This window comes from Sporosarcina sp. P13 (assembly GCF_002743055.1).
Taxonomy (GTDB): Bacteria; Bacillota; Bacilli; order Bacillales_A; family Planococcaceae; genus Sporosarcina.
This window is the reverse complement of record NZ_PDYM01000033.1, coordinates 1-23,320: the sequence shown is the minus strand read 5'-3', so window position 1 is coordinate 23,320 and position 23,320 is coordinate 1. Positions and strand designations below refer to the sequence as shown.

General features: G+C 41.2%; 21 protein-coding genes, 1 other RNA gene and 1 riboswitch. Of the genes, 7 read left to right on the top strand and 15 right to left on the bottom strand.

What is annotated here, in order from left to right:
• Position 1 precedes the first annotated feature (1 nt).
• The 3 genes from mdcA to CSV79_RS13050 are packed head-to-tail and all read right to left on the bottom strand — an operon-like array spanning position 2 to position 3,293.
• Entirely contained in the window at positions 2–1,657 is a 1,656-nt protein-coding gene (gene mdcA / locus CSV79_RS13060) for a malonate decarboxylase subunit alpha (RefSeq protein WP_099689504.1), read from the bottom strand.
• Positions 1,651–2,607, bottom strand: a complete 957-nt coding sequence (locus tag CSV79_RS13055) for a malonate decarboxylase subunit epsilon (protein WP_099689503.1) — start codon at positions 2,605–2,607, stop codon at positions 1,651–1,653. Before CSV79_RS13055 ends, mdcA begins: the two co-directional genes overlap by 7 nt.
• A gap of 35 nt (positions 2,608–2,642) precedes the next feature.
• Positions 2,643–3,293: a GntR family transcriptional regulator gene (locus CSV79_RS13050; RefSeq protein ID WP_099689502.1), complete on the bottom strand. Its 651-nt coding sequence runs from the start codon at positions 3,291–3,293 to the stop codon at positions 2,643–2,645.
• Positions 3,294–3,519: 226 nt separating this feature from the next.
• Here CSV79_RS13050 and CSV79_RS13045 point away from each other — a divergent pair, with 226 nt between their 5' ends.
• Together CSV79_RS13045 and CSV79_RS13040 are read left to right on the top strand one after the other, a co-directional pair.
• On the top strand, positions 3,520–4,899 hold the full coding sequence (locus CSV79_RS13045) for a M20/M25/M40 family metallo-hydrolase (RefSeq protein WP_099689501.1): 1,380 nt from the start codon (positions 3,520–3,522) through the stop codon (positions 4,897–4,899).
• Complete coding sequence (locus CSV79_RS13040; RefSeq protein ID WP_199171922.1) at positions 4,896–6,332, top strand: YfcC family protein; 1,437 nt, start codon at positions 4,896–4,898, stop codon at positions 6,330–6,332. Before CSV79_RS13045 ends, CSV79_RS13040 begins: the two co-directional genes overlap by 4 nt.
• A gap of 147 nt (positions 6,333–6,479) precedes the next feature.
• Here CSV79_RS13040 and CSV79_RS13035 read toward each other — a convergent pair whose 3' ends face one another.
• A complete protein-coding gene (locus tag CSV79_RS13035) occupies positions 6,480–7,172 on the bottom strand; it encodes an LrgB family protein (protein ID WP_099689500.1) in 693 nt (230 codons plus the stop codon).
• Positions 7,169–7,543, bottom strand: coding sequence for a CidA/LrgA family holin-like protein (locus tag CSV79_RS13030; RefSeq protein WP_099689499.1), 375 nt, complete (start codon positions 7,541–7,543; stop codon positions 7,169–7,171). The genes CSV79_RS13035 and CSV79_RS13030 overlap by 4 nt, the downstream gene beginning before the upstream one ends.
• Before the next feature lie 250 nt (positions 7,544–7,793).
• Here CSV79_RS13030 and CSV79_RS13025 point away from each other — a divergent pair, with 250 nt between their 5' ends.
• Positions 7,794–8,006 (top strand): cold-shock protein, encoded by a 213-nt coding sequence (locus CSV79_RS13025; RefSeq protein ID WP_099689498.1) that lies wholly within the window; start codon positions 7,794–7,796, stop codon positions 8,004–8,006.
• Between the two features lie 77 nt (positions 8,007–8,083).
• On the opposite strand, the gene CSV79_RS13020 is transcribed toward CSV79_RS13025, so the two are convergent.
• Positions 8,084–8,281: a zinc-finger domain-containing protein gene (locus CSV79_RS13020; protein WP_099689497.1), complete on the bottom strand. Its 198-nt coding sequence runs from the start codon at positions 8,279–8,281 to the stop codon at positions 8,084–8,086.
• A 102-nt stretch (positions 8,282–8,383) separates the two neighbouring features.
• On the opposite strand from CSV79_RS13020, the gene CSV79_RS13015 reads away from it, so the two are divergent.
• On the top strand, positions 8,384–8,794 hold the full coding sequence (locus CSV79_RS13015) for a ribonuclease HI family protein (RefSeq protein WP_099689515.1): 411 nt from the start codon (positions 8,384–8,386) through the stop codon (positions 8,792–8,794).
• Here CSV79_RS13015 and CSV79_RS13010 read toward each other — a convergent pair.
• The 3 genes from CSV79_RS13010 to CSV79_RS13000 are packed head-to-tail and all read right to left on the bottom strand — an operon-like array spanning position 8,791 to position 13,816.
• Positions 8,791–9,390, bottom strand: a complete 600-nt coding sequence (locus CSV79_RS13010) for a metallophosphoesterase family protein (protein ID WP_158232541.1) — start codon at positions 9,388–9,390, stop codon at positions 8,791–8,793. The genes CSV79_RS13015 and CSV79_RS13010 overlap by 4 nt on opposite strands.
• A 17-nt stretch (positions 9,391–9,407) precedes the next feature.
• Positions 9,408–10,223, bottom strand: a complete 816-nt coding sequence (locus tag CSV79_RS13005; protein WP_099689495.1) for a sulfurtransferase — start codon at positions 10,221–10,223, stop codon at positions 9,408–9,410.
• Positions 10,223–13,816 (bottom strand): dynamin family protein, encoded by a 3,594-nt coding sequence (locus CSV79_RS13000; protein ID WP_099689494.1) that lies wholly within the window; start codon positions 13,814–13,816, stop codon positions 10,223–10,225. Before CSV79_RS13000 ends, CSV79_RS13005 begins: the two co-directional genes overlap by 1 nt.
• A gap of 338 nt (positions 13,817–14,154) precedes the next feature.
• Here CSV79_RS13000 and CSV79_RS12995 point away from each other — a divergent pair, with 338 nt between their 5' ends.
• The gene (locus CSV79_RS12995; protein ID WP_099689493.1) at positions 14,155–14,613 is read left to right on the top strand and encodes a chemotaxis protein CheX; all 459 of its coding nucleotides are present in this window, start codon (positions 14,155–14,157) and stop codon (positions 14,611–14,613) included.
• A gap of 46 nt (positions 14,614–14,659) precedes the next feature.
• On the opposite strand, the gene CSV79_RS12990 is transcribed toward CSV79_RS12995, so the two are convergent.
• The 5 genes from CSV79_RS12990 to CSV79_RS12970 form a co-directional block, all read right to left on the bottom strand.
• Positions 14,660–16,561, bottom strand: a complete 1,902-nt coding sequence (locus CSV79_RS12990; RefSeq protein WP_099689492.1) for an ATP-dependent DNA helicase — start codon at positions 16,559–16,561, stop codon at positions 14,660–14,662.
• Positions 16,562–16,624: 63 nt separating this feature from the next.
• Positions 16,625–17,752: a THUMP domain-containing class I SAM-dependent RNA methyltransferase gene (locus CSV79_RS12985; RefSeq protein ID WP_099689491.1), complete on the bottom strand. Its 1,128-nt coding sequence runs from the start codon at positions 17,750–17,752 to the stop codon at positions 16,625–16,627.
• 155 nt (positions 17,753–17,907) lie between these two features.
• Positions 17,908–18,283: RNase P RNA component class B (rnpB, locus tag CSV79_RS12980), an RNA gene on the bottom strand.
• An 81-nt stretch (positions 18,284–18,364) separates the two neighbouring features.
• The gene (gene gpsB, locus CSV79_RS12975) at positions 18,365–18,661 is read right to left on the bottom strand and encodes a cell division regulator GpsB (RefSeq protein ID WP_099689514.1); all 297 of its coding nucleotides are present in this window, start codon (positions 18,659–18,661) and stop codon (positions 18,365–18,367) included.
• Positions 18,662–18,768: 107 nt separating this feature from the next.
• Positions 18,769–20,013, bottom strand: a complete 1,245-nt coding sequence (locus tag CSV79_RS12970) for a ribonuclease H-like domain-containing protein (RefSeq protein WP_099689490.1) — start codon at positions 20,011–20,013, stop codon at positions 18,769–18,771.
• A gap of 343 nt (positions 20,014–20,356) precedes the next feature.
• Here CSV79_RS12970 and CSV79_RS12965 point away from each other — a divergent pair, with 343 nt between their 5' ends.
• Positions 20,357–21,289, top strand: coding sequence for an alpha/beta hydrolase family protein (locus CSV79_RS12965; RefSeq protein ID WP_099689489.1), 933 nt, complete (start codon positions 20,357–20,359; stop codon positions 21,287–21,289).
• On the opposite strand, the gene CSV79_RS12960 is transcribed toward CSV79_RS12965, so the two are convergent.
• The gene (locus tag CSV79_RS12960) at positions 21,286–21,669 is read right to left on the bottom strand and encodes a winged helix-turn-helix transcriptional regulator (protein WP_099689488.1); all 384 of its coding nucleotides are present in this window, start codon (positions 21,667–21,669) and stop codon (positions 21,286–21,288) included. The genes CSV79_RS12965 and CSV79_RS12960 overlap by 4 nt on opposite strands.
• 277 nt (positions 21,670–21,946) lie before the next feature.
• A riboswitch (Lysine riboswitch) is annotated at positions 21,947–22,125 on the top strand.
• Between the two features lie 120 nt (positions 22,126–22,245).
• Here CSV79_RS12960 and dapA point away from each other — a divergent pair.
• Positions 22,246–23,130, top strand: coding sequence for a 4-hydroxy-tetrahydrodipicolinate synthase (dapA, locus tag CSV79_RS12955; RefSeq protein ID WP_099689487.1), 885 nt, complete (start codon positions 22,246–22,248; stop codon positions 23,128–23,130).
• The last annotated feature ends 190 nt before the right edge of the window (positions 23,131–23,320 follow it).

The window sequence follows — 23,320 nt, the reverse complement described above, 5'->3', positions numbered from 1 at the left end:
TTCACCAGCTTCTGAATTTAGCAGGTGGCTCATACAATCCATCTGACCACTCGACCAGTTCCTCCACACTCTTCGCAGCCAGTAGCGAACGTTTTGCGTCCGACCGTCGGATATCCAAGTCTTCAGGGTATGCTACGAATCCATCGCGCCGTAATTCCTCTATTTTGTCTGACGTTATCGTTTTCCCGATTTCCGTAACACCAGCAATTGCCGCAATCGCTTCTCGGCGTTTTTCCATACTGTCAATCTTATATAAGTAAGCAATGCCTTCCTCCGTTACGACATGCGTTACATCATCTCCATAAATCATTACAGGCGCAGTCGCAAGCCCAGTATCATTTTTCACGTCGATTGCATCCAGTGACTCAACAAAGACTGGTTTATTACCGCTTTGGAAAGTTTCTACTACTTGTACAACCAACTTTTTACCACGCGCTAGTGGTTCATCCGATGTCATCATGTTCAGCCAGGCAGGAGTGGAGTGACGGCGACCTCCGGGATCATGTCCCATATTAGGTGCACCTCCATAACCTGCAAGTCGTCCCCGTGTCACTGTAGAAGAGTTTCCTTCGCTGTCCATCTGTAGCGTTGACCCTATAAACAAATCCACAGCGTATTGTCCAGCCATTTGGGACAATGTCCGGTTTGAACGCATACTGCCGTCAGATCCATTAAAGAATACATCCCGTCTTGCTTCCACGTATTTTTCCATACCGACTTCACCACCGAAACAGTGCATACTATCAACCCATCCGCTCTCGATTGCCGGAATCATCGTCGGATGTGGATTCAGAGCCCAGTGCTTGCAAATCTTCCCTTTAAGACCAAGGGACTCACCGTATGTAGGAAGCAATAATTCAATGGCAGCTGTATTGTAGCCAATTCCATGATTGAGTGACTGTACTTCGTGTTTCTCATAAATTCCCCGGATAATCATCATAGCTTGCAAAATTTGTATATCTGTAATATGCCTCGGGTCTCTTGTAAATAAAGGTTCCAACTCATATGGTTCATCCGCTACGACAACATAGTCGATCCAAGAACCTGGAATATCGACCCTCGGCAATTCATCTATCAATTCGTTTACTTGAACAATGACAATACCATCCCGAAATGCTGCTGCTTCAATAAGCGTAGGAGTTTCTTCCGTATTCGGTCCTGTATATAAATTCCCGAACCGATCCGCCTTATCAGCTGCAACCAATGCTACAGAAGGAATCAAATCGATGAAAAGACGTCCGTATAATTCGATATATGTATGGATTTCTCCCATCGTCACCTTACCGTCTTCTACCATTTGTGCCATTCGAAGACTTTGCGGGCCGGCATAAGCGAAGTCTACTTTACTGGCAATGCCACGTTCAAATAGATCCAAATGTTCAGGTCTAGAAATACTGGAAAGAATCATATGCAGATCAAATAAAATATTGGGATTTGCTCGGGCAAGCGCTTCAGATAAAAATGAAGCTTGTTTTTGATTGTTACCTTCAAGCACTACTCGGTCACCCGGTTGGATGAGTATCTCCATTGCCTCTATAATACGGTCAGTCGGTATCACCATCCCGTCTACCAAATTCCGAACATCCGACTTTCGCTTTTGCTTTGCATCCTGTCTAGTTGTCCATGAGCGTTTTGTACGATCCATATGTTTTACCATATATAATTTGTCCCCTTTCGTTTTTTTAGTCTTTGTCGTTCTGCAACAAACAAACAATCATCAAATCCGTTTTCTGTCACTGATAATGCCTTAGCATCTGGAAATGCCCGATCTGCTAACCGTGTCAGCACATTTCCAGGAGGCATTTCAATAAACAACCGTACGCCATTTTCATATAACACTGAAGAGGCATCATGCCATTGAACAGCTGAAGAAACACTTTCCGCAAGATCCTGTCGAATCTCATCTGGAGTAAACAACAGCCTCGCGTTTCGATTTCCGACATATGGTACAGAAGGCGGATTAAACGAAACCGCATGAAGCTCTTTAAGCAGTGTATCCGAAACGGAAGACAATAGTGGACAGTGCGACGGTGTACTCACGTTCAATAAAGAAGCACAGCGCGCTCCGTTTTGCTGTACTTCAACCAGCACTTTTTGGATACCCGGTAAAGCACCTGAAATCGTCAATTGATCCGGAGCATTTTGATTGGACATAAAAACCGGGTACTGCTTATCAACAGTTTGTGCAATAAGAAGTTCAAGTTGATGTGCCTCTAACCCAAGCACAACCCCCATGCCGTACCCCACAGGGAATGCCTGCTCCATTAATTCACCGCGCTTCCCAACAATCTTCAACGCATCTTTAAACTCCATAACCCCTGCTGCCACTGCTGCGCCAAATGCTCCAACCGAATGACCTCCGACAACATCCGGCTGTATTCTTTCTAAATCGAATGCCCTGTATGCTGCCACTCCCGCAGTCAAAAGTGATATCTGCACGGCTTTTGTTGAAGCCAGTGCTTCTTTCGAATGAAAGTTGAATACGCTTTCACCCAGGAGATCATTTGCCTCTTCTAATGTCTCACTCACTGCTGCACATTTCGAAAGTTCATGAAGGAATTCCGGCCGTTGGGATCCTTGTCCAGGAAATAGAAAAGCACTTTTCATGTCATTTCCCCCTTCAAATGTTCATCCTCAAATTTTCACGGATGAAGTTTCTTCTGTATATTCGAGATCACGTCTTTATTGTGTTGTAACAAAACAGCTGACAGTTCAGTCATATTTCCTTCTTCAAGGAGCTTGATTATTATTTCATGTTCTTTTATGGACTTTCCGATATTTCCTTCACATCCAAAAGATAAACTCTGTACTCTAAGCAATGGTGTTCCAAGACGCAAATACATGTCTTTGATTGTTTCACTTTTACTCATTTTGATCAGGCACATATGAAAAGAATGATTATATTCTGTATGGGCACGGACGTCCGTTCCATTTTTCATTTTATCTTGAAGTTCTCTCATCTTTTCCAACAGTTCAAGATCCGTTCCGTGTTTTACGATTCGATCCATCGCCATATTCTCAAGCATATTCCGGATTTCAAGTAAGTCGTAAATTTCATTTTCCGTGTACTCTTTGACAATTGCACCTTTCCGCGGAATTCTTTCTACCAACCCTTCAATGTCTAATAAATAGATTGCTTCTCTTACAGGCGCTCTGCTCGTTCCATATTCTTCAGCATAAATATGCTCTACCAGCTTCTCGCCAGGTTGGAGCTCCCCAGTAATAATTTGCTCTGTTATGTATTTCGCAATTGTATTAGATAAGGCATTATTCGTAAATTTCATCGATCCCATTCCATATCCCCCCAGATTTTCACATTTGGTCGACTGTCGATTCTAATTATATATTCTACAATTTTATTTTTCAACGTTTTTAGAAAATTTGAAATTGTGATTGCGTTTTGAGCTATTATGTTTTATCATGTGAATCAGAATATAGTCGACTGTATTCTCGTTTAATAAAACCGCGTTAGTAAGCGGTTACATTCGGTCATTCACTAACAGAAAGCAGGGTGTTTCCATGAATCTAGACAGGATTCCAGAAGAACTTTCCAGCCAAAAAGAAGAATATCTTGAACAATTATTTACATTACTACGACAAAAAAGCATCAGTGCACAAAACACAGGAATAACAGAATGTGCAGAATTACTCAAGAAGGCGATGGATGATATTGGTATTGACACACAGATTATGCAAACTAACGGTCATCCAGTTGTCTACGGAGAAATGCTTAACAACGAGCACAGTTTCACGCTTCTAATTTACGGACACTATGATGTACAGCCACCGGACCCTGTTGACCACTGGCTTTCTCCACCTTTCGAACCTACAATTCGTGACGGGCGCATCTATTGCAGAGGGGTCGGTGATAATAAAGGACAGTTAATGGCACAATTGCTCGGTCTCAAAACGTATTTAGGGATCTTTGGAAAGTTACCCATTAATATTAAATTTTTATTTGAGGGTGAGGAAGAAATAGGCAGTCCTAACCTCTCCCCATTTGTAAAAGAACATAAAGAACTTTTACGGGCAGATCTTGTCTATACATCAGACGGTTCTTCCCATAATAGCGGTGCACCTCTTCTTTTATTAGGAACACGGGGTTGCCTTGACCTTGAATTGAGGGCAAAAGGTGCTGACCGCGAAAACCATTCAGGCAACACAGGAAACATCCTTCCGAACCCTGCCTGGAAGCTGATCAATTTGTTGCAAACGATGTGTGATCAAGACGGTCAAGTCCTGATAGAAGGTTTTTACGATCACATTCTTCCACCGTCTGAACGTGAAAAAGAATTACTGCGAAAGTTGCCGTTTGATGCTGGGGATATTGGAAATAAAATAGGTTACCCTCAATTAAATATGGATGGCGGGACGTATTATCATAAACTTACTATGGAACCAACCTTTAATATTAACGGCTTACATAGCGGATACACAGGTGAAGGAGTTCAAACGATTATTCCTGCCACTGCGACAGTGAAGATGGATGTACGTCTCGTCGTGGATCAAGACCCGATGGATATCTACGACAAGATTAATAGGCATATCCAAAAACACGATCCTGAAATCGAGGTGGAGTTTATTTCCGCCATGGAACCATCCCGTACATCCGCAGATCTTGATATTGTGAAAGTGGTGACCGAAGCTGTGCAAGATTCCTATCAACAGGAACCCCTCGTCCAGCCAAGTCTAGGAAGTTCACTGCCTGATTATGTTTGGACGAAAGTCTTGGGCGTACCTTCTATTATTATGCCTTATGCAAACTTCGATCAAGGAAATCATTCTCCAAATGAAAACTTAGAAGTTGACTACTTTTTCAATGGAATAAACTGTACATGTCATGTAATTCATGCACTTGGTGAACACGCCAAGCATCTTGCGGGGGAGGGTTCAATTTGAATATTGAAACGATAGAAGAAAAGAAAAAGAAGGTAAAAGAGAAAACCACGAGCGCCTATCTAAAAGTACCTCATGTATTTGCACTGATTTTCTTCATTATTCTCATTACGGCAGCACTGACATACATAATTCCTGCCGGAGAATTTGACCGGGTGGAAGATCCAGAAAGCGGAAGAATGTTAGTGGAAGATGGTTCGTTTCATTCCATTACTAACAATCCCGTAAGTCCTATTGCAATTCCAGGTTTGATTATTGCAGGATTAAATGCATCTAGCGGGATCATTTTATTCATCTTCGTAGTAGGCGGTTCATTCCGAATCATCACTTCGACTGGGGCATTTGATGCGGTAATCAGCACAGTAGCCAGTAAACTGGGGAAAAGGGAAATATTAATCATCCCTATATTGATGTTCATTTTTGCAATCGGCGGGGCAACTATCGGAATGAGTATCGAGGCATTAGGGTTAGTTCCTCTAGTCGTAGCGCTTGCCAGATCATTGAAGTATGATGCACTAACCGGTATGGCTATTGTACTCATAGGTGCCTTTTGCGGTTTCATTGCAGGTGTCATGAATCCATTTACCGTGGGAGTTGCTCAGGAGATTGCCGGTCTGCCTACCTATTCAGGTATGTGGCTGCGGATGATCTTGCTAGTCGTACTCGTAATCGTTTCAAGTATCTATATTATTCGTTATGCAAAAAAGGTCAAGGCTGACCCGGCTAAAAGTTTAGTAGCCGACCTTGAAGAAGAAGCACGTGCAAATCACCAAGATTCACAATTATCCTCCACATTTCAAGTGAAAGACTTTCTAGTGATCCTCACATTTGTGCTGGGAATCGGACTACTGGTATGGGGCGTAAAGGAAAAAGGCTGGTATATTGAAGAAATGGCTGCTTTATTTCTAGCAATGGGTATTATCTCAGGAATTTGTGCACGATTCAGTTCATCACGTATATCGGAAGAGTTTATTGAAGGAGCAAAAGCTGTCATATTAGGTGCACTTATTGTAGGAATTGCGAGAACAATTCCACTTGTCTTGGAAGAAGGTAATATTATTGACTCCCTCGTTTACGGGTTATCCAATATTATTATGTTTATGCCGGATTATATTAAGGTAATCAGCATCTACCTTTCTCAGAACGTTATTAACTTCTTCATCAATTCAGGGTCTGGTCAAGCAGCTGTGACGATGCCGATAATGATTCCTCTCGGCGACCTGGTCGGGATCACGAGACAGACGACTGTATTGTCCTTCCATTTGGGAGACGGATTTACCAACTTAATTTTCCCGACCGGGTCCACTTTAATGGCTTATCTTGCTGCAACAGGCATCTCTTATGAAAAATGGCTGAAATTCATTTGGCCATTAATAATTATTTTCATCTCAATCGGAGCTATTTTTGTAGTATTCGCTAGTTTAATTAATTATTAATAATGGTTTCTAAAAAAAGTGCCAGATTCTCAATATACTCTTTGAGAATCTGGCACTTCACGTTTACCCTATTGCATATTCTGTTTCTAGTCAGGGGTGAATCGAAATAAACTAGACGAGCTATAGTCGAAAAGGAATCTCGCCCTTCTATGGAAACAGCCATAGTCCAAATAATGGTCCAACGAGTGCACCTATAATGGCTGACAACGTCATCGCAACCGAGCTCATGGAAGCTTCCTGTTCTCCATACTCTAGCGCTTTCGATGTACCAATTGCATGTGCCGCCACACCTAATCCGATTCCCTGGCCGACCGCAGTATCGATTTTTAGCCATTTATTGAGCAACGGACCGATCAGCATGCCAGTTAATCCCGCAATAATGACAAATACAGTTGCGAGTGACGGTATTCCGCCTAGCTGTTCTGCAATTTGCATCGCAATCGGTGACGTAATCGATTTCGGTAAAATACTAGCAAGAAACTCTGTTGAAAAGCCCGCAAGTCTTGCTGCAAGGCCACCCGTCAGCATACCTACGACTCCGCCCGCCAAGACTCCACTACCAATCGGCAACAAGTTTCTTTTAATCAATTCTCTTTGTTTATATAACGGAATACAAAGTGACACAATCGCGGGACCAAGTAGCGCATCGATCCACTGCCCCCCAATCATATATGTATCATACGAAACATCTAGCAACGTAAAGACAACGACTAACGCAACCGTTGTCGTCAAAATCGGCACTAAAAATGCGGAACGTAGACGTACATAGACTACATTCATAAAAAAATACACTATGACCGTCAAGAAAACCATCAAGACCGCCAGTAATATCAGGTTCATGAAAGCACCTCATTTTTCATCTGGCGTTTGGCAATGGATTGACTGACAAGACTCGCAACAGCCATCGTAATGAATGTACTTCCAATCGTGATGACAATTAGCAACCAGCCTTTACCTACAAAAACATACCCGTAATTCATGACACCTACTGTTGCTGGGATCATATATAGCGGTAATGTCGATAGAAATACATACGCACCCTTCTCGACAAAGCGAAGCGGAATTACCCGAAACGACAACAATGCCCATAATAGAAGTAAACCAATAATGCTCCCCGGTAACGGGATCGATAACGTTTCCCGCAAAAATGAGCCGAGCATGAAAAATCCATAGAGCACAATAACTTGAATAAGTGTTTTAACTATATACATTCAACCACCTCAAAATTTTATTAAAAAATGAATCCTCTCTCATTATAGAGAGTAAAAATACAAAAACCAAGGTATTGTTTCACAATATACAACGAACTGCTCTAGGTATTCAGAATGTTATTCATACTATTGACGCATATGCTCGGTTCATGTATAGTGTAGGAAGCCGAATCGACAAGCTTGGATTGTTTTTACTATCCTGCCCGATTATGGCCGCTATAAATTTCTGAATTGCCGAGGAGGAATTTACATGCACCAAGGTATAGTCAAGTGGTTCAGCAGTGATAAAGGATATGGATTTATCGAAGCAGATGATGGTGAAGACGTCTTTGTTCATTTCACCGGAATTGCAACTGATGGATTTAAAACACTAGCTGAAGGCCAATCCGTTTCATTTGAAGTGATCGAAGGAAATCGTGGCCCACAGGCGGCAAATGTATCTACACTCGAGGAAGAAGTTTAAGGTCATCTCGGCAGGCAAGAAGCTGAATGAAAAACAATAAAGCATCCGAGCAAATCTGCTGGATGCTTTTTTTGTATTCAGTTGGGTGTAGTACCCATCTTGTTTATTTCTCTCCCTAGAAACTGCAGTTGTTCACCCACCGTGCACTGTGCAATGCAAAATTGGTGAGCCCCTGTTTTCCCACGTTCTTTAATGAGTTGTTTTTTGACGTAGCATCCTTCACAATATATATCGAGCAATTGATTGATGTCTTTCATGATTGATACCTTATTCATTAGAAAAGAATTCCCACCTTTCTTCCTTCTATTCTAGGCGGAGTGACAAAGGGTTGCAAGTGTTATCTGATTATTTCATAGTCGAAAGGGACGGTGATGATATTGTTGGAGATCTACATAGATGGAGCAAGTGCGGGTAATCCAGGGTTAAGTGGGATTGGCGTATATATTAAAGGTGAAGGATATGACATTCGGATAAGTGAACCGATTGAGCCGACGAATAATCATCATGCGGAGTTTCAGGCACTTGTGCGGGGGCTTGAAGAAGCGGTGAAGTTGACGACGGGGATGGTGTCGGTTCGGTCTGATTCAAACGTTGTAGTGCAGTCGTTGGAGAAGCAGTTTATAAAGAATGAGCAGTATGCGCCGTATGTAAAAATCGCCTTGCAACTCGCAGAGCAATTAGACTTTTTCTTTATTAAGTGGATTCCAGATAGTACGAATAAAACGGCAGATGCACTTGCACGTCAGGCTATTCAAGCGCAAAAAAAGGCTAAGGGGGAGCGCCCTTAGCCTTTTTTCACTTGCATAAATCGTACCGTTCGTTTTTCAGTATCAAACAATACCCACTCTTTCGATTCGACTACTGCACCAACGTTGATGACGTGGCTTTGTCCTGAAAGTGTTACTATACCGTCTTTAGGGATTGCTATATTTTTACCATCTTGTGTATAACTCGAACGATGGGTATGTCCGTGAAAGACGATCGTTGCTTCTGGCAAGTGTTTGTCTAACCATATTGCTCGCTCTTCCGGTTTCCACTGATGCCCGTGTATGACGATTGCTTCGCCGGCATGTACTGTTTCTGGTAATTTCTGCAACATATCCCGTAACGGTTCGGATTGCTCCGTAATTAGTAGAATTCGCTCTTCCTGATTACCGTAGACAGACGGAAACGTTAATACCGCATCAAAATCAAAAGGATGTTTGATGACGTCTCCCACGCACGCATACACTTGTCCATGGAGCTTTTTTTTGCTAACTGTACATTCATATAAATCCCCTGTGCCGATTAAGACGGCACCCGGGGCTTCTGATGAAATTTGTTCGAGTACTGCTGTTAAATCGTCTAAAGATGAATGAATATCACCAAGCAAGGCATATTGCAATTTGGTCAACTCCTGTTTCAAACAGTTTCAATCGGTGCTTCGTCTTGTGAAATCCAATCACTGAAGCTACCTACATATAATTTCACGTTTGGATAGCCAAGCTCCGTTAATGCCGCAAATACTGGAGAAGCCGTTACACCACTACCACAATACACCATTATATCATCTTCCGGCTGAACGACTTGTTTCAGTTGCTCCGCCGCGTTTTGCACATCATACTGTCCAGCCACTTTCAACTGTTCCCAATCAAAGTTACGGGCTGTCGGTATATGTCCTGCACGTTTATCAATCGGCTCTTGCTCTCCACGATAACGAACCGCTGCACGAGCATCGACTAATACAGCTTGGCGCACTCCCGCCACAACTTCCGCCACATCATTTCTGTTTGCATAAAGATCGTCCTGCCAATTTGGTTCAACAGTTGTTGCAGTAGGCTGCGCCACTTCTTGAGTTATCGCAAAGCCAAGCGCTTGTAATTCCTCAAAGCCTTCAAGCAACACATGAACATGTTTGAATCCCGCGTAATGCAAAATCCACCAAGCGCGTGTAGCAAAAGGATTTCCACCGTCATCATAGATTAAAATTAAATCATCCAACTCTAATCCACTCGTACGGAATAATTCAGTCAAACGCTCTTTAGAAGGGAGCATATGCCGTCCGCCTTCCATAGTTGCGTCTGATAGATCATTCGCCAAATCCCAATGAATAGCGCCATGAATATGTGCTTCGTTATAAGCTGTTATTCCACGATTTTCATCTTGAAGTGCAAATCGCGCATCAATCCATTTAGCATGTTCTGTATTGACGTCTTTACTCGATACAAATACTCGCATTACTGAACCAACTCCTCCAATCGGATATTTTTATAAATACTTTGCCATTGTTCTAGTTGTTCTGAACCGTCAAGCAATGTACGCTCCGATCCAATCTGCACCAAACTTTCTTGTAATAAATGCGCACGCAACGCTTCCGCTTCATTATCAATCCATAGATCCGCCCACTTCTCAATGCGTTCTTTTTGATCGCCTAAGTAGCTAGATGCGTCCCCTTTTAATACCTCCTCAAGCTTGGCTTTCAAAACATCACGATCCCCACGCTCGAAGAATGACTTTTGATTTTTAAACGATTTATTGACTGAACTATACACGTCTGGATTCTCATACGGGATTTCAAATGACAGCATATCCTGGTCATTCGGCTCATATGGAGAAGGTACAATAGACGAATCTATATCTGCCAATGCACGCACTTCCAAACGCTGACGTTCAAGCAACTGCTTTTTCATATAGTTCAGAATACGTAAGTTAGTCACTTTCAATTCTTGCGTCAAATCGAAGCCTACCATGATTACAGTTTCAGACAACGCAATTTTCAATGCACGATCGGAAGAGTTCTTCGCGAATGTAGATGGGCTATAGCCTTCCTTGAAAAAGTCACCGAAACGTAAGAATACACGCTGTAAAATATAGTAAACAAGTTCACTTAGTTCATCATGCGTGGCTTTTACTAAAATTTCACTTGCACTCTTTTCGAAACGCTCTTTAAGCGCCTGTTCAGCAGCAGCTAATTCTTCTAATCTTTCCGCCTTACGTGAACGGTTCTGAATCGTACGATCAATTAATGCAGCTAAACGATCGATCGTTTTCGTCGTTTCTTCTTCTAGTGCCTGTACTACTTGCGCCCGTAGATCATGTTCAAGGAACGCATAGAACCTTTCTTCAAAGTCAACCATTAATGGATTCGGCTGTTGTTTCACTTTACCTTCAAGCGCTTGTAAACTAGAAATACCGTGAACTCGTGGATTACGAATACCGAATTTCTGCAATTCACCCGCCACAAAGCCTTTAACTTCTTCTGCTTCTTCATCGTTTGACGCAAGGTCAATCGCATTGACGATAAAGAACATCTTATCTAACTCAAACGCATCTTTCACTCGTCCAAGCTGGATTAAGAATTCACGATCCGCACGTGCAAATGCGTGATTGTAATATGTTACAAATAAAATCGCATCTGCATTACGAATATATTCGAATGCTACGTCCGTATGACGCGCGTTGATCGAGTCCGCTCCTGGCGTATCTACAAGTGTGATGCCATGACGTGTCAATGGGCAGTCATAGAAGAAATCAATCGAATCAACGAAACAGCTGCGTTCTTCTTGTGCAACGAATTTCGTAAACTCTTCACGCTCTACCGTCAACGTTGTACCCAGTGCAGGCGTGTAGATTGGATAACCTGTCTGGAATGCTTGTATAAACGATTTATGAATGTGCAAATTCTCATCTTCAAGTGGTTGTTTCAACGCTTCCTCTGTCTTCGCAAAAGCGTCTTCCAATGAAGTAATGCGAATACCTAACGCCTCAAATGACAGACCTACGTCCTCAGTCATCGTCGCCTCATCCTTCAGATGAATATCTGCCGTATTATGCAAATGTACATTACTGACTGGACGAATACGATTAATCGCTGCTGTTGTTGGGTTAGGTGAAACAGGCAATACTTTTTCCCCGATCAACGCATTCGAGAATGAAGACTTTCCAGCACTAAACGCACCGAATAAGGCAACGGTAAATTCCTGCCCTTTCAAACGGGAAGCTTTTGTCATCAAATAGCTTGCCGTCTCCGCAAAACCAGGAATCGTTTCAACAGATTCTGCAATATATTGTGCATGCACAATCGCTTTTTCAGAATCAACAAATTGAACTTCAGCTTCTTCTTCCTGTACTTCCTCTTGGATAACTTCCTGCTGCTCTTCCGCTTTTACTACATAGTCGATTGTCTCGATTTGTTTAGGTTGTTCCCACAGCGCCTGCAATTTATCTCTTCCACTACGCGTAGGCGCTGATGGATTGGCAATTTCTTTATCGACCCATTGCATACGATCTTGCCATTTCTTCATTTCTTTGATTGCGTCGACTTTTTCTTGCAATACACTGATTGTCTCAGAAAGCGGTCCTGATTGCTCTCCTCCGGCATTTTTAGCGATAACGGACATCTCTTGTTTCCAACGATCCGTCTTGGCCTTATACACTAAATGTATCGCACGTTTCATTTGTTCTGCGTAATTTAGAATCGTTTCACCCGTGATCACTTCTTGTACATGCAGGTGTTCATCGACTTGATCAAACGGTAATGTCAGATCCATCGCATCAATCGCAAGAGAACGGTCATCAGTTAATATCCCTGCTTGTTTCAATGATTGTTTCATCAAGGCTTTCAGATATATCTCGATTTGCGTATGCGCTAGTCCTGAAATATTCTCATCCAATTTTTGACGGCGTCTCTCGCGTTCCTCCGCTGTTTTTTTCGCACCGAATAAAAGGCCTACTTTAAACTTCGGAGATTTTGCTTCCAAATGGTCTTTTAACAGTTCTCTTGTCTCAAACGGTGCGAGCCCTGCGTTGGATAATAACTCATTACGCTCTTTTTCGAAATTCACATAGAACTCGTCACCAGTAATTAACTCCATACGCTTTTTCGCTTCTTTTAAATCTGAATTTAACTCTTCGAACTGTTCCCACTCACTATCGTTGACAATTTCGCTATAGTTTTCTTTCACATCTTCTACTTGTTGCTGAAGAAATTTGATATGCTCGTCCTTCAACTTCAATAAGGATTGTTCAATATTTTGTTCGAAGTTTTCTTCACGGTGTTCAATCGATCCATCGACAATTTCTTTTACTTTTTCAAAGTCATTATGCGGATGATCCAACTGTTTCAATGATGTATAGAAAATGCCTTTTGGTTCGACACCCCATAGTTTGAATGAATCTTCTACAGATTTCTTGAACGAATCAAATGACAACTCACTATCACGATGCTTGTCGATCTGATTGATAATTAAATACACGTTGCCGTTATAGCGCATTAATTCTTTCGTAAAACGGAAGTTCATTTCAGATTGCACATGGTTATAGTCCATTGTGTAGAATACTAAGTCCGCTAAGTGCAACGAAGATTCCGTTGATAGTCTATGCGCATCGTCCGTAGAATCTACTCCAGGTGTATCCATAACTGTAATACCTACCGGCAGTTTAGATTCTGTGTGACCAATCTCTACAAGTGAAACTGCTGCGCCGTCTTTACTAAACGCTTTGACACCTTCAGAAAAACCGTGACCGCTAAACTTCACAGCCGTACCATCTACACGATGAATAATCGCATAGTCTTCATCTGCCTTATGCACCTTTACAATATTCGCACTTGTCGGAATTGGACTTGATGGCAAAAGATCATCGCCTGTCAATGCGTTAATTGTCGAGGATTTACCTGCAGAGAAGTGCCCCGCGAATGCTATCGTATATTCTTTGTCAATAATTTTATTAGCAAGTAATGCAGTTTTTCCTTTTCGTTCATCGTCTTCATTTGTCAAAAAAATCTGTCCATACGTGGCAGATTGTTGTAAAAATTCATGGTTTGTAGACATAATCGTCGTCCTTTCAATTTTAACTCACCCTATCATACCATTAATGCGCGAAAAAATAGATAGTTACTTTTAGAAACGGTTTTGAAGCTTGATTTTAAAGGTCAACAAGCGGCTAGTGCATAGCTTTTTGCGCTCTGCGTGGACGGCATTCAGAGGGCCCATGTTACTTATAAGGCGAAAATCTCGTTCATAACACTAACTCTCACTCACTTATTTCATATATTCTTACGAGCCAAATTAGAATCCTAAAAACACCTAACTAAAATAAAGTAGTCTTTAAGTTATATTCAGTGATATGATTGAACTATTAAATATATCTTGAGAGGGTGTTTCTTTAGATGGATAAAGCGACAAATGTACAAAAGATATTGAATGCGACAATCTCCTCCCTAACGACCGTGATCCCAATTAAATTTCAAGTGCTCTCGTCTTATATAATTAAACAACCATATGAACAGCGAGAAATCAGCGTATTAATTGGACTAATCGGCAATATAAAAGGTCGCTTAATCGTCGAGCCTACCTATGCAACCATAGGTAGAGTAGGCCAGGCCATGTTCGGTATGAATATCGAAAGCGAAATGACAGAATCATTTACAGGTGAACTCGGTAATATGATTGCAGGTAACTTATGTACGATCTTGGAAAAAGAAGATTTTACATTAGATATTTCACCGCCTACAGTCTTAACTGGCAACACAAGATTCTACGGCTTTCAACAAGCCTTCAAAATCCCCGTTATATTTGAAGACGGTGAATTTCTAAATTTATTGTTGACGATCGACGAAGAGAGGTAAGAAAAAACGCACAATCGCTGAAAGTCTCAGCAGTTGTGCGTTTTATTTATGAAAACGGAACCGGTAATACTCTCTCAATTACTGGTAGTAACTCATTACAATCAGGTTCAACGAATAGATGAATCGAACCGAAATCGTCGCTCGTACGAATTAAACGACCAACGCCTTGGCGTAAACGCAGCAACATGAAAGGTAAATCTACTTCGTCAAATGCATCTTCCGCAAACTCTCTTCTCGCTTCAAATAATGGATCGTGCGGCGGGAAAGGCAAGTCAAAGATGATGACGCGTGTTAACGATTCATTCGGCAGGTCAAGTCCTTCCCATAGGTGATAAGAGAAGAAGACGGGAACTTTCTGCTGTTGGAAATCCTTTACTAACGAAGATAGTGATCGTTCGCCTTCATATGTGACTAAAACACGTTGTTCTAGCGGCAAACTATCATAAGTATCCATCATTGATTGCTTGGAACTAAACAATACAAGAGTCTGCTCTTCTGTTGCTAAAATAGAAGAAAGGCGCCGACGATTGTCTTCTACAGTCCCTTGCTCCAAGTGAATTTTCATGACGTTTTCATAGTCAAAAGGAGACGCAATGGAAAATGATTGATAGTCGACAATTCCTAAGCTATACGCTAAGTAATCAAATGACTTCTCAACAGACAATGTCGCAGAAGAGAAGATAATCGGCATCGTACCCGTAAATAATTTCTCTTTTAGAATTGATGTTACAAGTCGTGGCATAATTAGCAACGTACTTTCCTCACGTCGCTCCTCCAACCAATCCACCGCATCATTCTGACCCGCAAATAATTCCATCGAATATATGTATTGCTCTAAATATTCTTCAACAATTTTCAAATCATATTCTGGAATTACGTACAACTCACCTTCGAAGACAAATTCTTCAAGTAGATCATTTGATAACGACACGGCCTTATTCGCCAAACGCATCATTTCTTCGTTCTTTTCAATTGTTAACCGTTCATTATCATGCTTTGTCGCGTTGCTACGTAGTTGATTGAAGAATAACTCATGAACATCCAGTAATTGTTCCATCAACTGCAAGGACTTTTCTCGAATGCCGTCCACCATAATACGCTCCAATAATTGCACAATTGTTTGTTGTTGTACTTCGTAAGTCAATGCGCGCTGAGCTGAATACTCTAGCAAATGTCCTTCATCAAAAACGACCATTGATACTTCAGGCAATAATGGCAGTTGACCTTGACGTGATCTCGATTCTTTCGTCCACAAATGTTCCATATAGAAGTCATGTGAACAAATGATCAAGTCTACTGCTTCCCGGTAATGATTGCGGTGAATTGTTTGGCCACAACGATTACGAATATCACATGCTGCACATTGCTGAATAGGGTGGTAATTGATCATATCCCACTGTTCGTCTTTTAAATACGGGTAATCAGAACGCACACCGTATGGATAAACTGATTGTAATGAACGATCGGCATAGATGAAATCAGGCAATTCATCTTCCACGAAATCAACAAAGTCTTCATTGGTCGTATTGCTAACCTCTTCTAAACGCTTCAGACAAATATACTGATTTCGCGCTTTGGCTAGTCGTACATCAACATTCAAATTAAGGGCTTCACTAAGCTTTTGAATGTCACCTTCTTCTTTAATCAACTGATCGATTAGCGTTTCATCCGCACACGAAATAACCGCAGGCTTTCCTGTATAACGCGCATAAGCAATAGCTGGTAGTAAGTACGCAATCGTTTTACCCGTTCCAACGCCCGCTTCCGCTAATAACACTTGCTTATCTTTTAGCGCTTGCTCTATTTGAAATGCCATGTAGATTTGCTCGTCACGGCATTCGAATCCTTTTTCTGTTAAGTCATCATATAACGTATCGCCCAACCAATCATTCAAAGACTCATAAAACGTTTGGTCTTTCGATAGTTGAAATGGAATTTTAGTATTCATACGAACTCCTCCTGAATGCAAGAGAAAGGAAGAGGCACTCTCTCCTCTTCCTACTCGGTTTTATTAGACTCGCTGTCCCCAAAACTGATAATAATCAGTACGGATAAAGCCGTTAAATAATTTACGTTTTTTTGTTGCGCGTTTACCATACATCTCTTCGTAATTTTCTAAAGAAGATAAGATATATACAGACCATGATGGATACTGTTTCATAATATTTCCCAAAATTCCAGCGATATCTTCGGCCTCTTCGACTTCACCAAGACGTTCACCATAAGGTGGGTTTGCAATTAACACACCATTTTGTCCTTCGATGCGCAAATCACGGACATCTTGTTGCTCAAATGTGATCAAATCTGCAAATCCTGCTTCGATTGCATTTTGCTGAGCAATGTTAATTACACGACTGTCAATGTCATAACCCCGGATATCCAGTTCCAAATCATACTTCGCAACATCTTCCACTTCTTCACGGACACGATCCCACACTTGAGCAGTCATCCATGGCCATTCTTCACTTAAAAATGAACGATTATAACCCGGAGCTAAGTTTTGTCCAATCATGGCTGCTTCAATCGCAATCGTACCTGAACCACAGAACGGATCGATAAACGGACGATTCGGGCTCCATTTTGATAATTTCACAAGTGCAGCCGCCATCGTTTCTTTCAATGGTGCGTCCCCTTGTCCTAAACGATAGCCACGTTTATGCAATCCGTGACCACTTGAATCTATCGTTAAGGTGACTTTATCTTTTAAAATCGACACTTCTAATTTAAACAATGGACCAGTTTCGTCTAAGAAACCGACACGCTTATAGGCCATTTTCAAACGGTCAACAATTGCTTTTTTAACAATCGCCTGACAGTCTGGAACACTGAATAACTTGGATTTAACTGATTTACCCGCCACAGGAAACGCTGCATCCACTGGAAGGAAGTCTTCCCATGGCAACGCCTTTGTGCGTTCGAATAATTCATCAAATGTGAAAGCTTTAAATTCGCCTACTACAATACGGACACGATCGCCTACACGAAGCCACATATTGGCACGCGCAATCGCCTCTTCATCTCCATGGAAGTAGACTTTACCGTTCTCCGTCTGACATTCATAGCCAAGATCTTTTACTTCAGACGCTACGATGGATTCAAGACCCATGGCAGCCGTCGCAACTAATTTATAATCACTCACGCTTAACACTCCATTCTCCGCAACAAATCACATTTATCACGGCTTGTTTCAATTGATTCCTTCTATATAAGGTATATGTACGTTCAGTAATAATACAAAAGAAAAACTCTCCCAAAACTGTAGGAGAGCTAATTGTAAGGTAAAGCCATAGAATATTCTGTAAGCCATGTTTTGTTCTCCGGTACTCAAACGGCTTGCGCCTCGTACTTGGAGTAGTAATCATCTATCTACAGACAATCGCCTGTCCCTTCCTCCATTGAATTCTTTCGGAAGAGCGCCCCTACCATAATTTGGGTTTCTCACTCGTGGGGTTTACCCGTTCCACTCGACATGTTTCCATGCCGACTACGTCACTGTGGCACTTTCAGAGAACCTCATCCATATCCGAAGACTTAGGATTTATTCTCGCCATCAATGCAAATGCATTGCCCCGGCTTATTTTTTCACCGAGCACGAACACTACGGTCATCTCAGATCCGTGTGAGCATGGACTTTCCTCTACAACCGAAGTTGCAGCGATTACTTGAATACTCTCTATGGCATTCTTGAGTATACACCAAATCATTGACGCTTTCAATGAATTCGTTTGATATACAATAATTAACTTCTACATCATTCTTGTTCAGCTAGTTTGTCTCCAAATACTTCTCGTTCCAAGTTAGAAATTCTTTGGATAATATCATAGTTCGTGGACTGAGGTGCAGGTGTTGAAGAACGTCTTTGTGTAGAAATCGCTTCTGCTTTTAACTTTTGATTTTCTTCTGTCAAGCGAGCAATTTCTTTTTTAAATGTTTCGTAATCCTGAATAACATCATCCAAGAACCAATCTACTTCTTCCTGTTTATATCCCCGAATCGCTTGTTTGAATTCTTTTTCCAAAATTGTTTTTGAGTCTAACTTATATTCCATGAAAAAACGTCCTTCCATCTATGATTCCATAAGGTCATTATAGCATATGTTGTCATTCTTTGTCTTTAGTCCCAAAGCTGTTACTAGTCTTCTGTCGCTTTCTGCGCTTACCCGGGAAATAGTTTATTTTGCACACGTATTTCCCGTTTTAAAAAGTTACTTTCCATTCGGTCGATAAAGCGTTTTGGCAAGTCTCGTTGCTTTTTCAGCAACATTTTTCCGCTATGAATTCGTTCATATGCATGCGTCAGATTTTTCAACTGATGCTCATATAATTTCGCTAATTCCTCGTAAGCAAGAATCTGTTCTCTGCCTTCTCCATATGTTGCAACAATTTCAAATGATTGTACCGCACGTTCAAACTTTTGATGCCGTTTTAATACAAGCCCTAGATGATAGTGTGTGAGCGGATAGCTCGTTCCATACGTTTCAACAATTCGTTGCAATTCCGAATAACTTCGCTCGGTTAACCCAAGGTCTTGGAACCATTTCGCGATATTTGTAGCAATGTGTGCATTCTCTTGACTGTTTTCATCTAACACGATGTCCGTAGACAAACTATAGAGCGTCACGAGTGAAAGTATATCCCATTCATTATGCCACATGACTTTCATCAAAATTTCGGCGCGACCATTCTTTACTGCGTCCTGATAAATAATAGGTGCCATATGACCAGGAATATCATCTTGCCGATGAAAGCCTAGTTGCTTACGCTCGACTTCGGTCAATTTGAACGACTCCATTTGCCCTTTCCAAATCCGACGCGAGCCGTGCAATAAATCGACTTGATGTGGAACAGGTAACATTGGCAATTGTTTTCGGTGCAGCGACCAACGTGTTTGAAGTTGCGGAAAATCAAAACTTTTTCCATTATAGGTCACTAACGTCAAGTCTTCCTGCCACAGCCCAGAGGCATAAAGAAACGCCGCTTCGTGATCAGGATTCGGCAGCACATATTGCGTCATGATGAATTCATCTGCCTTCAATTCCAGCAAACCAATTAAGAAAATCACAGCGCCTGCGCCTTTTAATCCCGTCGTCTCTGTATCAAAAAATAGTAACTTTCCGGTTTTTGGTGATAGCGGATGCGCGTAGCCCGTTTCCGTCCAATTTTCCAACTTCTTCTGTACTTCCCCTAGACGAATATCGCCATGCATATGTGATAGCGGATAACGGATTACGCGTTTATAAACAATACCGAAATCATTTTCTATTTTTTCAAGACCCGTCGTCAACCAACGTTTTTCATAGGTCGGGGCTGGCGGCTTGTTGAATGTCTCGGCCGTATCTTCCATGACCTTCGTTTTTTTCACAAGCGACTTCATTGCCATTAATTTTTTCTCATAAGACATGACGCTTCAACCCATTCACATGTTCCGTTGTCAAGCAGCTCTCTACTGTATGCTGTGTTGTATATGAGTAGAACCTTTTTTTATCTAGTAGCCAAAGCAATGAAACTTCACCTCGAAAGTAATACATACTGTGTATGGATTATACTATAGTTTTAAAGTTTACTATTAAAATTATGATTATCGAAAGCAAGGCCCATCATGTAGAATATACTCTAGCTTCAAAATCCCCTTAACTAGTGGAGTATACACGGGTTAAAGAACAGCATATGTTTATTCAGAAAATCCGCAGAACGAAAGCTTTCGTATTTTATTTATTCAGCATCTTTCAAAGGAGATCGATAGTATGAATGAAGAAAAAATTATTGTAGGCGCCAAGACAAAGTACCCGCTAAATGGATTACTTTGTATTCCGAATGAAACGAATGGATTGATTCCTGCCGTTGTATTAGTTCATGGTTCGGGTCCAAGTACTATGGATGGAAGAGTGGGCGAAAACTATCCGTTTAGAGATATTGCAGAAGGTTTGTCGGCAAGAGGGATTGCTACAATTCGTTATGATAAGAGGACACTAGTCTACGGTAAACAAATGAAACATGACAAAGATTTATCCGTTAAGGAAGAAACGATTGAAGATGCTATTCTTGCAACCGAACTTTTACGGCAAGATCCGCGCATTGATTCAAACAAACTGTTCATTATTGGGCATAGTTTAGGTGGAATGTTAGCACCGAGAATTGATGCGGAAGGTGGAAATTTCGCTGGAGTCATTATACTGGGTGGTTCCCCACGTACATTAGAAGAAATCATGATGGACCAAAACACTGAAGTCTTGAATTCATTGAATAAGTTTTTAAAAATGATTGCGGGGAAACAACTAGCGAAAATGTCTTCGAAGTTTGATGGAATGTATAATATGACCGACGAGGAAGCACAACAAACTATCGTGTTAGGAAAATACGTTACTGCCTATTATTTTAAAGAAATGGGCGAACATCCAGCTAGTCAATATGTAAGCGAATTAGATAAACCACTTCTCATTTTACAAGGAGAAAAAGATTTCCAAGTGACGGCCGAAACAGATTTTGAAGGTTACAAAAACTTATTATGTAATAAACCAAATGTCACGTTTACATTGTACCCTAACTTAAATCATCTCTTCATGCCTTCTATTTATGGAACAGTTATAAAAGCCAAAAAGGAATACAACGTACCCCAACATGTCGATCAAAAGGTACTTGATGATATTGCCGACTGGATTCATTCCGTTTTTAACTAACCACGCTTCTCGCCCTTCATTGACTTGAAGGGCGAATTTTGTCTATTTTTAGCATACGCTTCTTTTTTTACGCCCCAATCCATAATCGCACGAAAAACTTTAGTAAATTCATAGCCTAAAGGAGTCAACTCGTATTCCACTTTTTTAGGTGTTTCTGTAATGACATACTTCCTAAGCACGTTTTCCTGCTCCAAATCCTTCAAGCGCTCAGTCAGCAACCGATCAGATATTCCATCAATCGCATGGAGTAATTCATGGTAGCGCTTCGGGCCGTCTAGTAATTGATAGACAATGATTCCAGTCCACCGTTTTCCGATAAACTCGATCGCACGTTTATATATTTGGCATGACGCTTCTGTACATTGTGGATTGTTGTTCATCTGGCAAAACCTCCTTCGCTACTTTTCTTTATCTTATCATAATACAATACACTTAACGTAACAGTCTTACTAAACGTATGAACCCGATTTTACGATTTTAAAAAAAGACAGACCAGGTTTGCTATTGAAGATAGAGTAACGTCATCTAATAATTATTCACAATAGTTCAAATGATTTCTGAACTCTTTTACCTATTTCACAACTTTAGGTTGCTATTCTGTCAAACTACAGGTAAAGTAGTGGTAATTAAACAATCACTTATTTCGTAAAATTCCGAAGTAAGGATAGAGGCGCAAAAACCATCAGTACACAATTAGAGGATGATGAGATCCTGTGAAAATTGCGGAAAGGGGAATTTGCCGAAGTGGAGAGAGTCTCATTATTCTCGAAGCTGGTTCTGGGCTGAACAAGTACAGGATTGTCATATAGGAAACTATATGGAGGGCTATCTTATGCAGAGAAATAATTTATTATTTCAAAGCAGCAACGAGCCCTCGTTGCTGCTTTTTGCGTTCTATTATCTACCGCCCCCCACCCTCTTATGTTTTTTAATAAAAAGATAGGAAGTGGAGAACAATGAATTTTGGACAAATCGTAACAGCAATGGTAACTCCTTTTAACGAACAGGGAGACATCGACTTTGAAGCAACCCGTCAGTTAATCAATCATTTAATTGACAACGGATCGGATGCTCTTGTCATTGCAGGTACAACAGGAGAATCACCTACATTGACGAACGGTGAAAAAGTTGAATTATTCCAATTCACTGTAGAAGTAGCAGCCGGAAGAATTCCCATAATTGCTGGGACTGGCTCAAACAATACAAGAGAATCTATTGAACAAACAAAGCAGGCTGAACTAGCAGGCGTGGACGGCATTATGCTCGTCACACCTTACTACAATAAACCTTGTCAAGAAGGCTTATACCAACACTTCAAGACAATCGCAGAAACGACTGCTTTGCCCGTGATGCTATATAATATTCCAGGACGAAGTGCCGTCAACATGGAACCAGATACAATCATCCGTCTTGCTAATGTACCAAACATCGTATCAATAAAAGAAGCCAGTGGGAATCTTGAGGCAATGGCTGATATTATCGAACGAGCACCAGAAGGCTTTTCTTTATATAGCGGAGATGACGGACTTACACTTCCCGTACTCGCAATTGGCGGTGCAGGCGTCGTTTCTGTTTCCGCACACGTAATTGGTAACGAAATGCAATCGATGATCAATAACTTTAAAAACGGGAATCTTGCGCAAGCTGCGAAAGAACATCGTCAGTTATTACCAATCATTAAAGCCATGTTCGCTGCACCGAATCCATCCCCTGTTAAAGCTGCTTTGAATTTGCAAGGTGTAGCGGTTGGTGGTGTGCGTTTACCTATTATTGCTTTGCCGGAGGATCAGATAGAAGCTTTGAAATTGGTTTTGCCTGTTAGTGAACATGTTGCTTTTTAATGTAAAATAGTTATAGAAAATCGCTGTCAATGTGGGCTTTCCTACTTTGATGGCGATTTTTAGGTTCTATAATATTTGTTGGGGTATGCGTACAATTTGCATAAAAAAATACACGTGATCACCGATTTCTTTTATACTTGAATTGTCTAGAAACAAGTAAAAGTGAAAGGTGATACGTGCATATGAATTT

Coding starts and splice junctions, on each gene's coding strand:
- mdcA (WP_099689504.1), bottom strand. CDS start 1,657: ATGGTAAAACATATGGATCGTACAAAACGCTCATGGACAACTAGACAG.
- CSV79_RS13055 (WP_099689503.1), bottom strand. CDS start 2,607: ATGAAAAGTGCTTTTCTATTTCCTGGACAAGGATCCCAACGGCCGGAA.
- CSV79_RS13050 (WP_099689502.1), bottom strand. CDS start 3,293: ATGGGATCGATGAAATTTACGAATAATGCCTTATCTAATACAATTGCG.
- CSV79_RS13045 (WP_099689501.1), top strand. CDS start 3,520: ATGAATCTAGACAGGATTCCAGAAGAACTTTCCAGCCAAAAAGAAGAA.
- CSV79_RS13035 (WP_099689500.1), bottom strand. CDS start 7,172: ATGAACCTGATATTACTGGCGGTCTTGATGGTTTTCTTGACGGTCATA.
- CSV79_RS13030 (WP_099689499.1), bottom strand. CDS start 7,543: ATGTATATAGTTAAAACACTTATTCAAGTTATTGTGCTCTATGGATTT.
- CSV79_RS13025 (WP_099689498.1), top strand. CDS start 7,794: ATGCACCAAGGTATAGTCAAGTGGTTCAGCAGTGATAAAGGATATGGA.
- CSV79_RS13020 (WP_099689497.1), bottom strand. CDS start 8,281: ATGAATAAGGTATCAATCATGAAAGACATCAATCAATTGCTCGATATA.
- CSV79_RS13005 (WP_099689495.1), bottom strand. CDS start 10,223: ATGCGAGTATTTGTATCGAGTAAAGACGTCAATACAGAACATGCTAAA.
- CSV79_RS13000 (WP_099689494.1), bottom strand. CDS start 13,816: ATGTCTACAAACCATGAATTTTTACAACAATCTGCCACGTATGGACAG.
- CSV79_RS12995 (WP_099689493.1), top strand. CDS start 14,155: ATGGATAAAGCGACAAATGTACAAAAGATATTGAATGCGACAATCTCC.
- CSV79_RS12990 (WP_099689492.1), bottom strand. CDS start 16,561: ATGAATACTAAAATTCCATTTCAACTATCGAAAGACCAAACGTTTTAT.
- gpsB (WP_099689514.1), bottom strand. CDS start 18,661: ATGGAATATAAGTTAGACTCAAAAACAATTTTGGAAAAAGAATTCAAA.
- CSV79_RS12970 (WP_099689490.1), bottom strand. CDS start 20,013: ATGTCTTATGAGAAAAAATTAATGGCAATGAAGTCGCTTGTGAAAAAA.
- CSV79_RS12965 (WP_099689489.1), top strand. CDS start 20,357: ATGAATGAAGAAAAAATTATTGTAGGCGCCAAGACAAAGTACCCGCTA.
- CSV79_RS12960 (WP_099689488.1), bottom strand. CDS start 21,669: ATGAACAACAATCCACAATGTACAGAAGCGTCATGCCAAATATATAAA.
- dapA (WP_099689487.1), top strand. CDS start 22,246: ATGAATTTTGGACAAATCGTAACAGCAATGGTAACTCCTTTTAACGAA.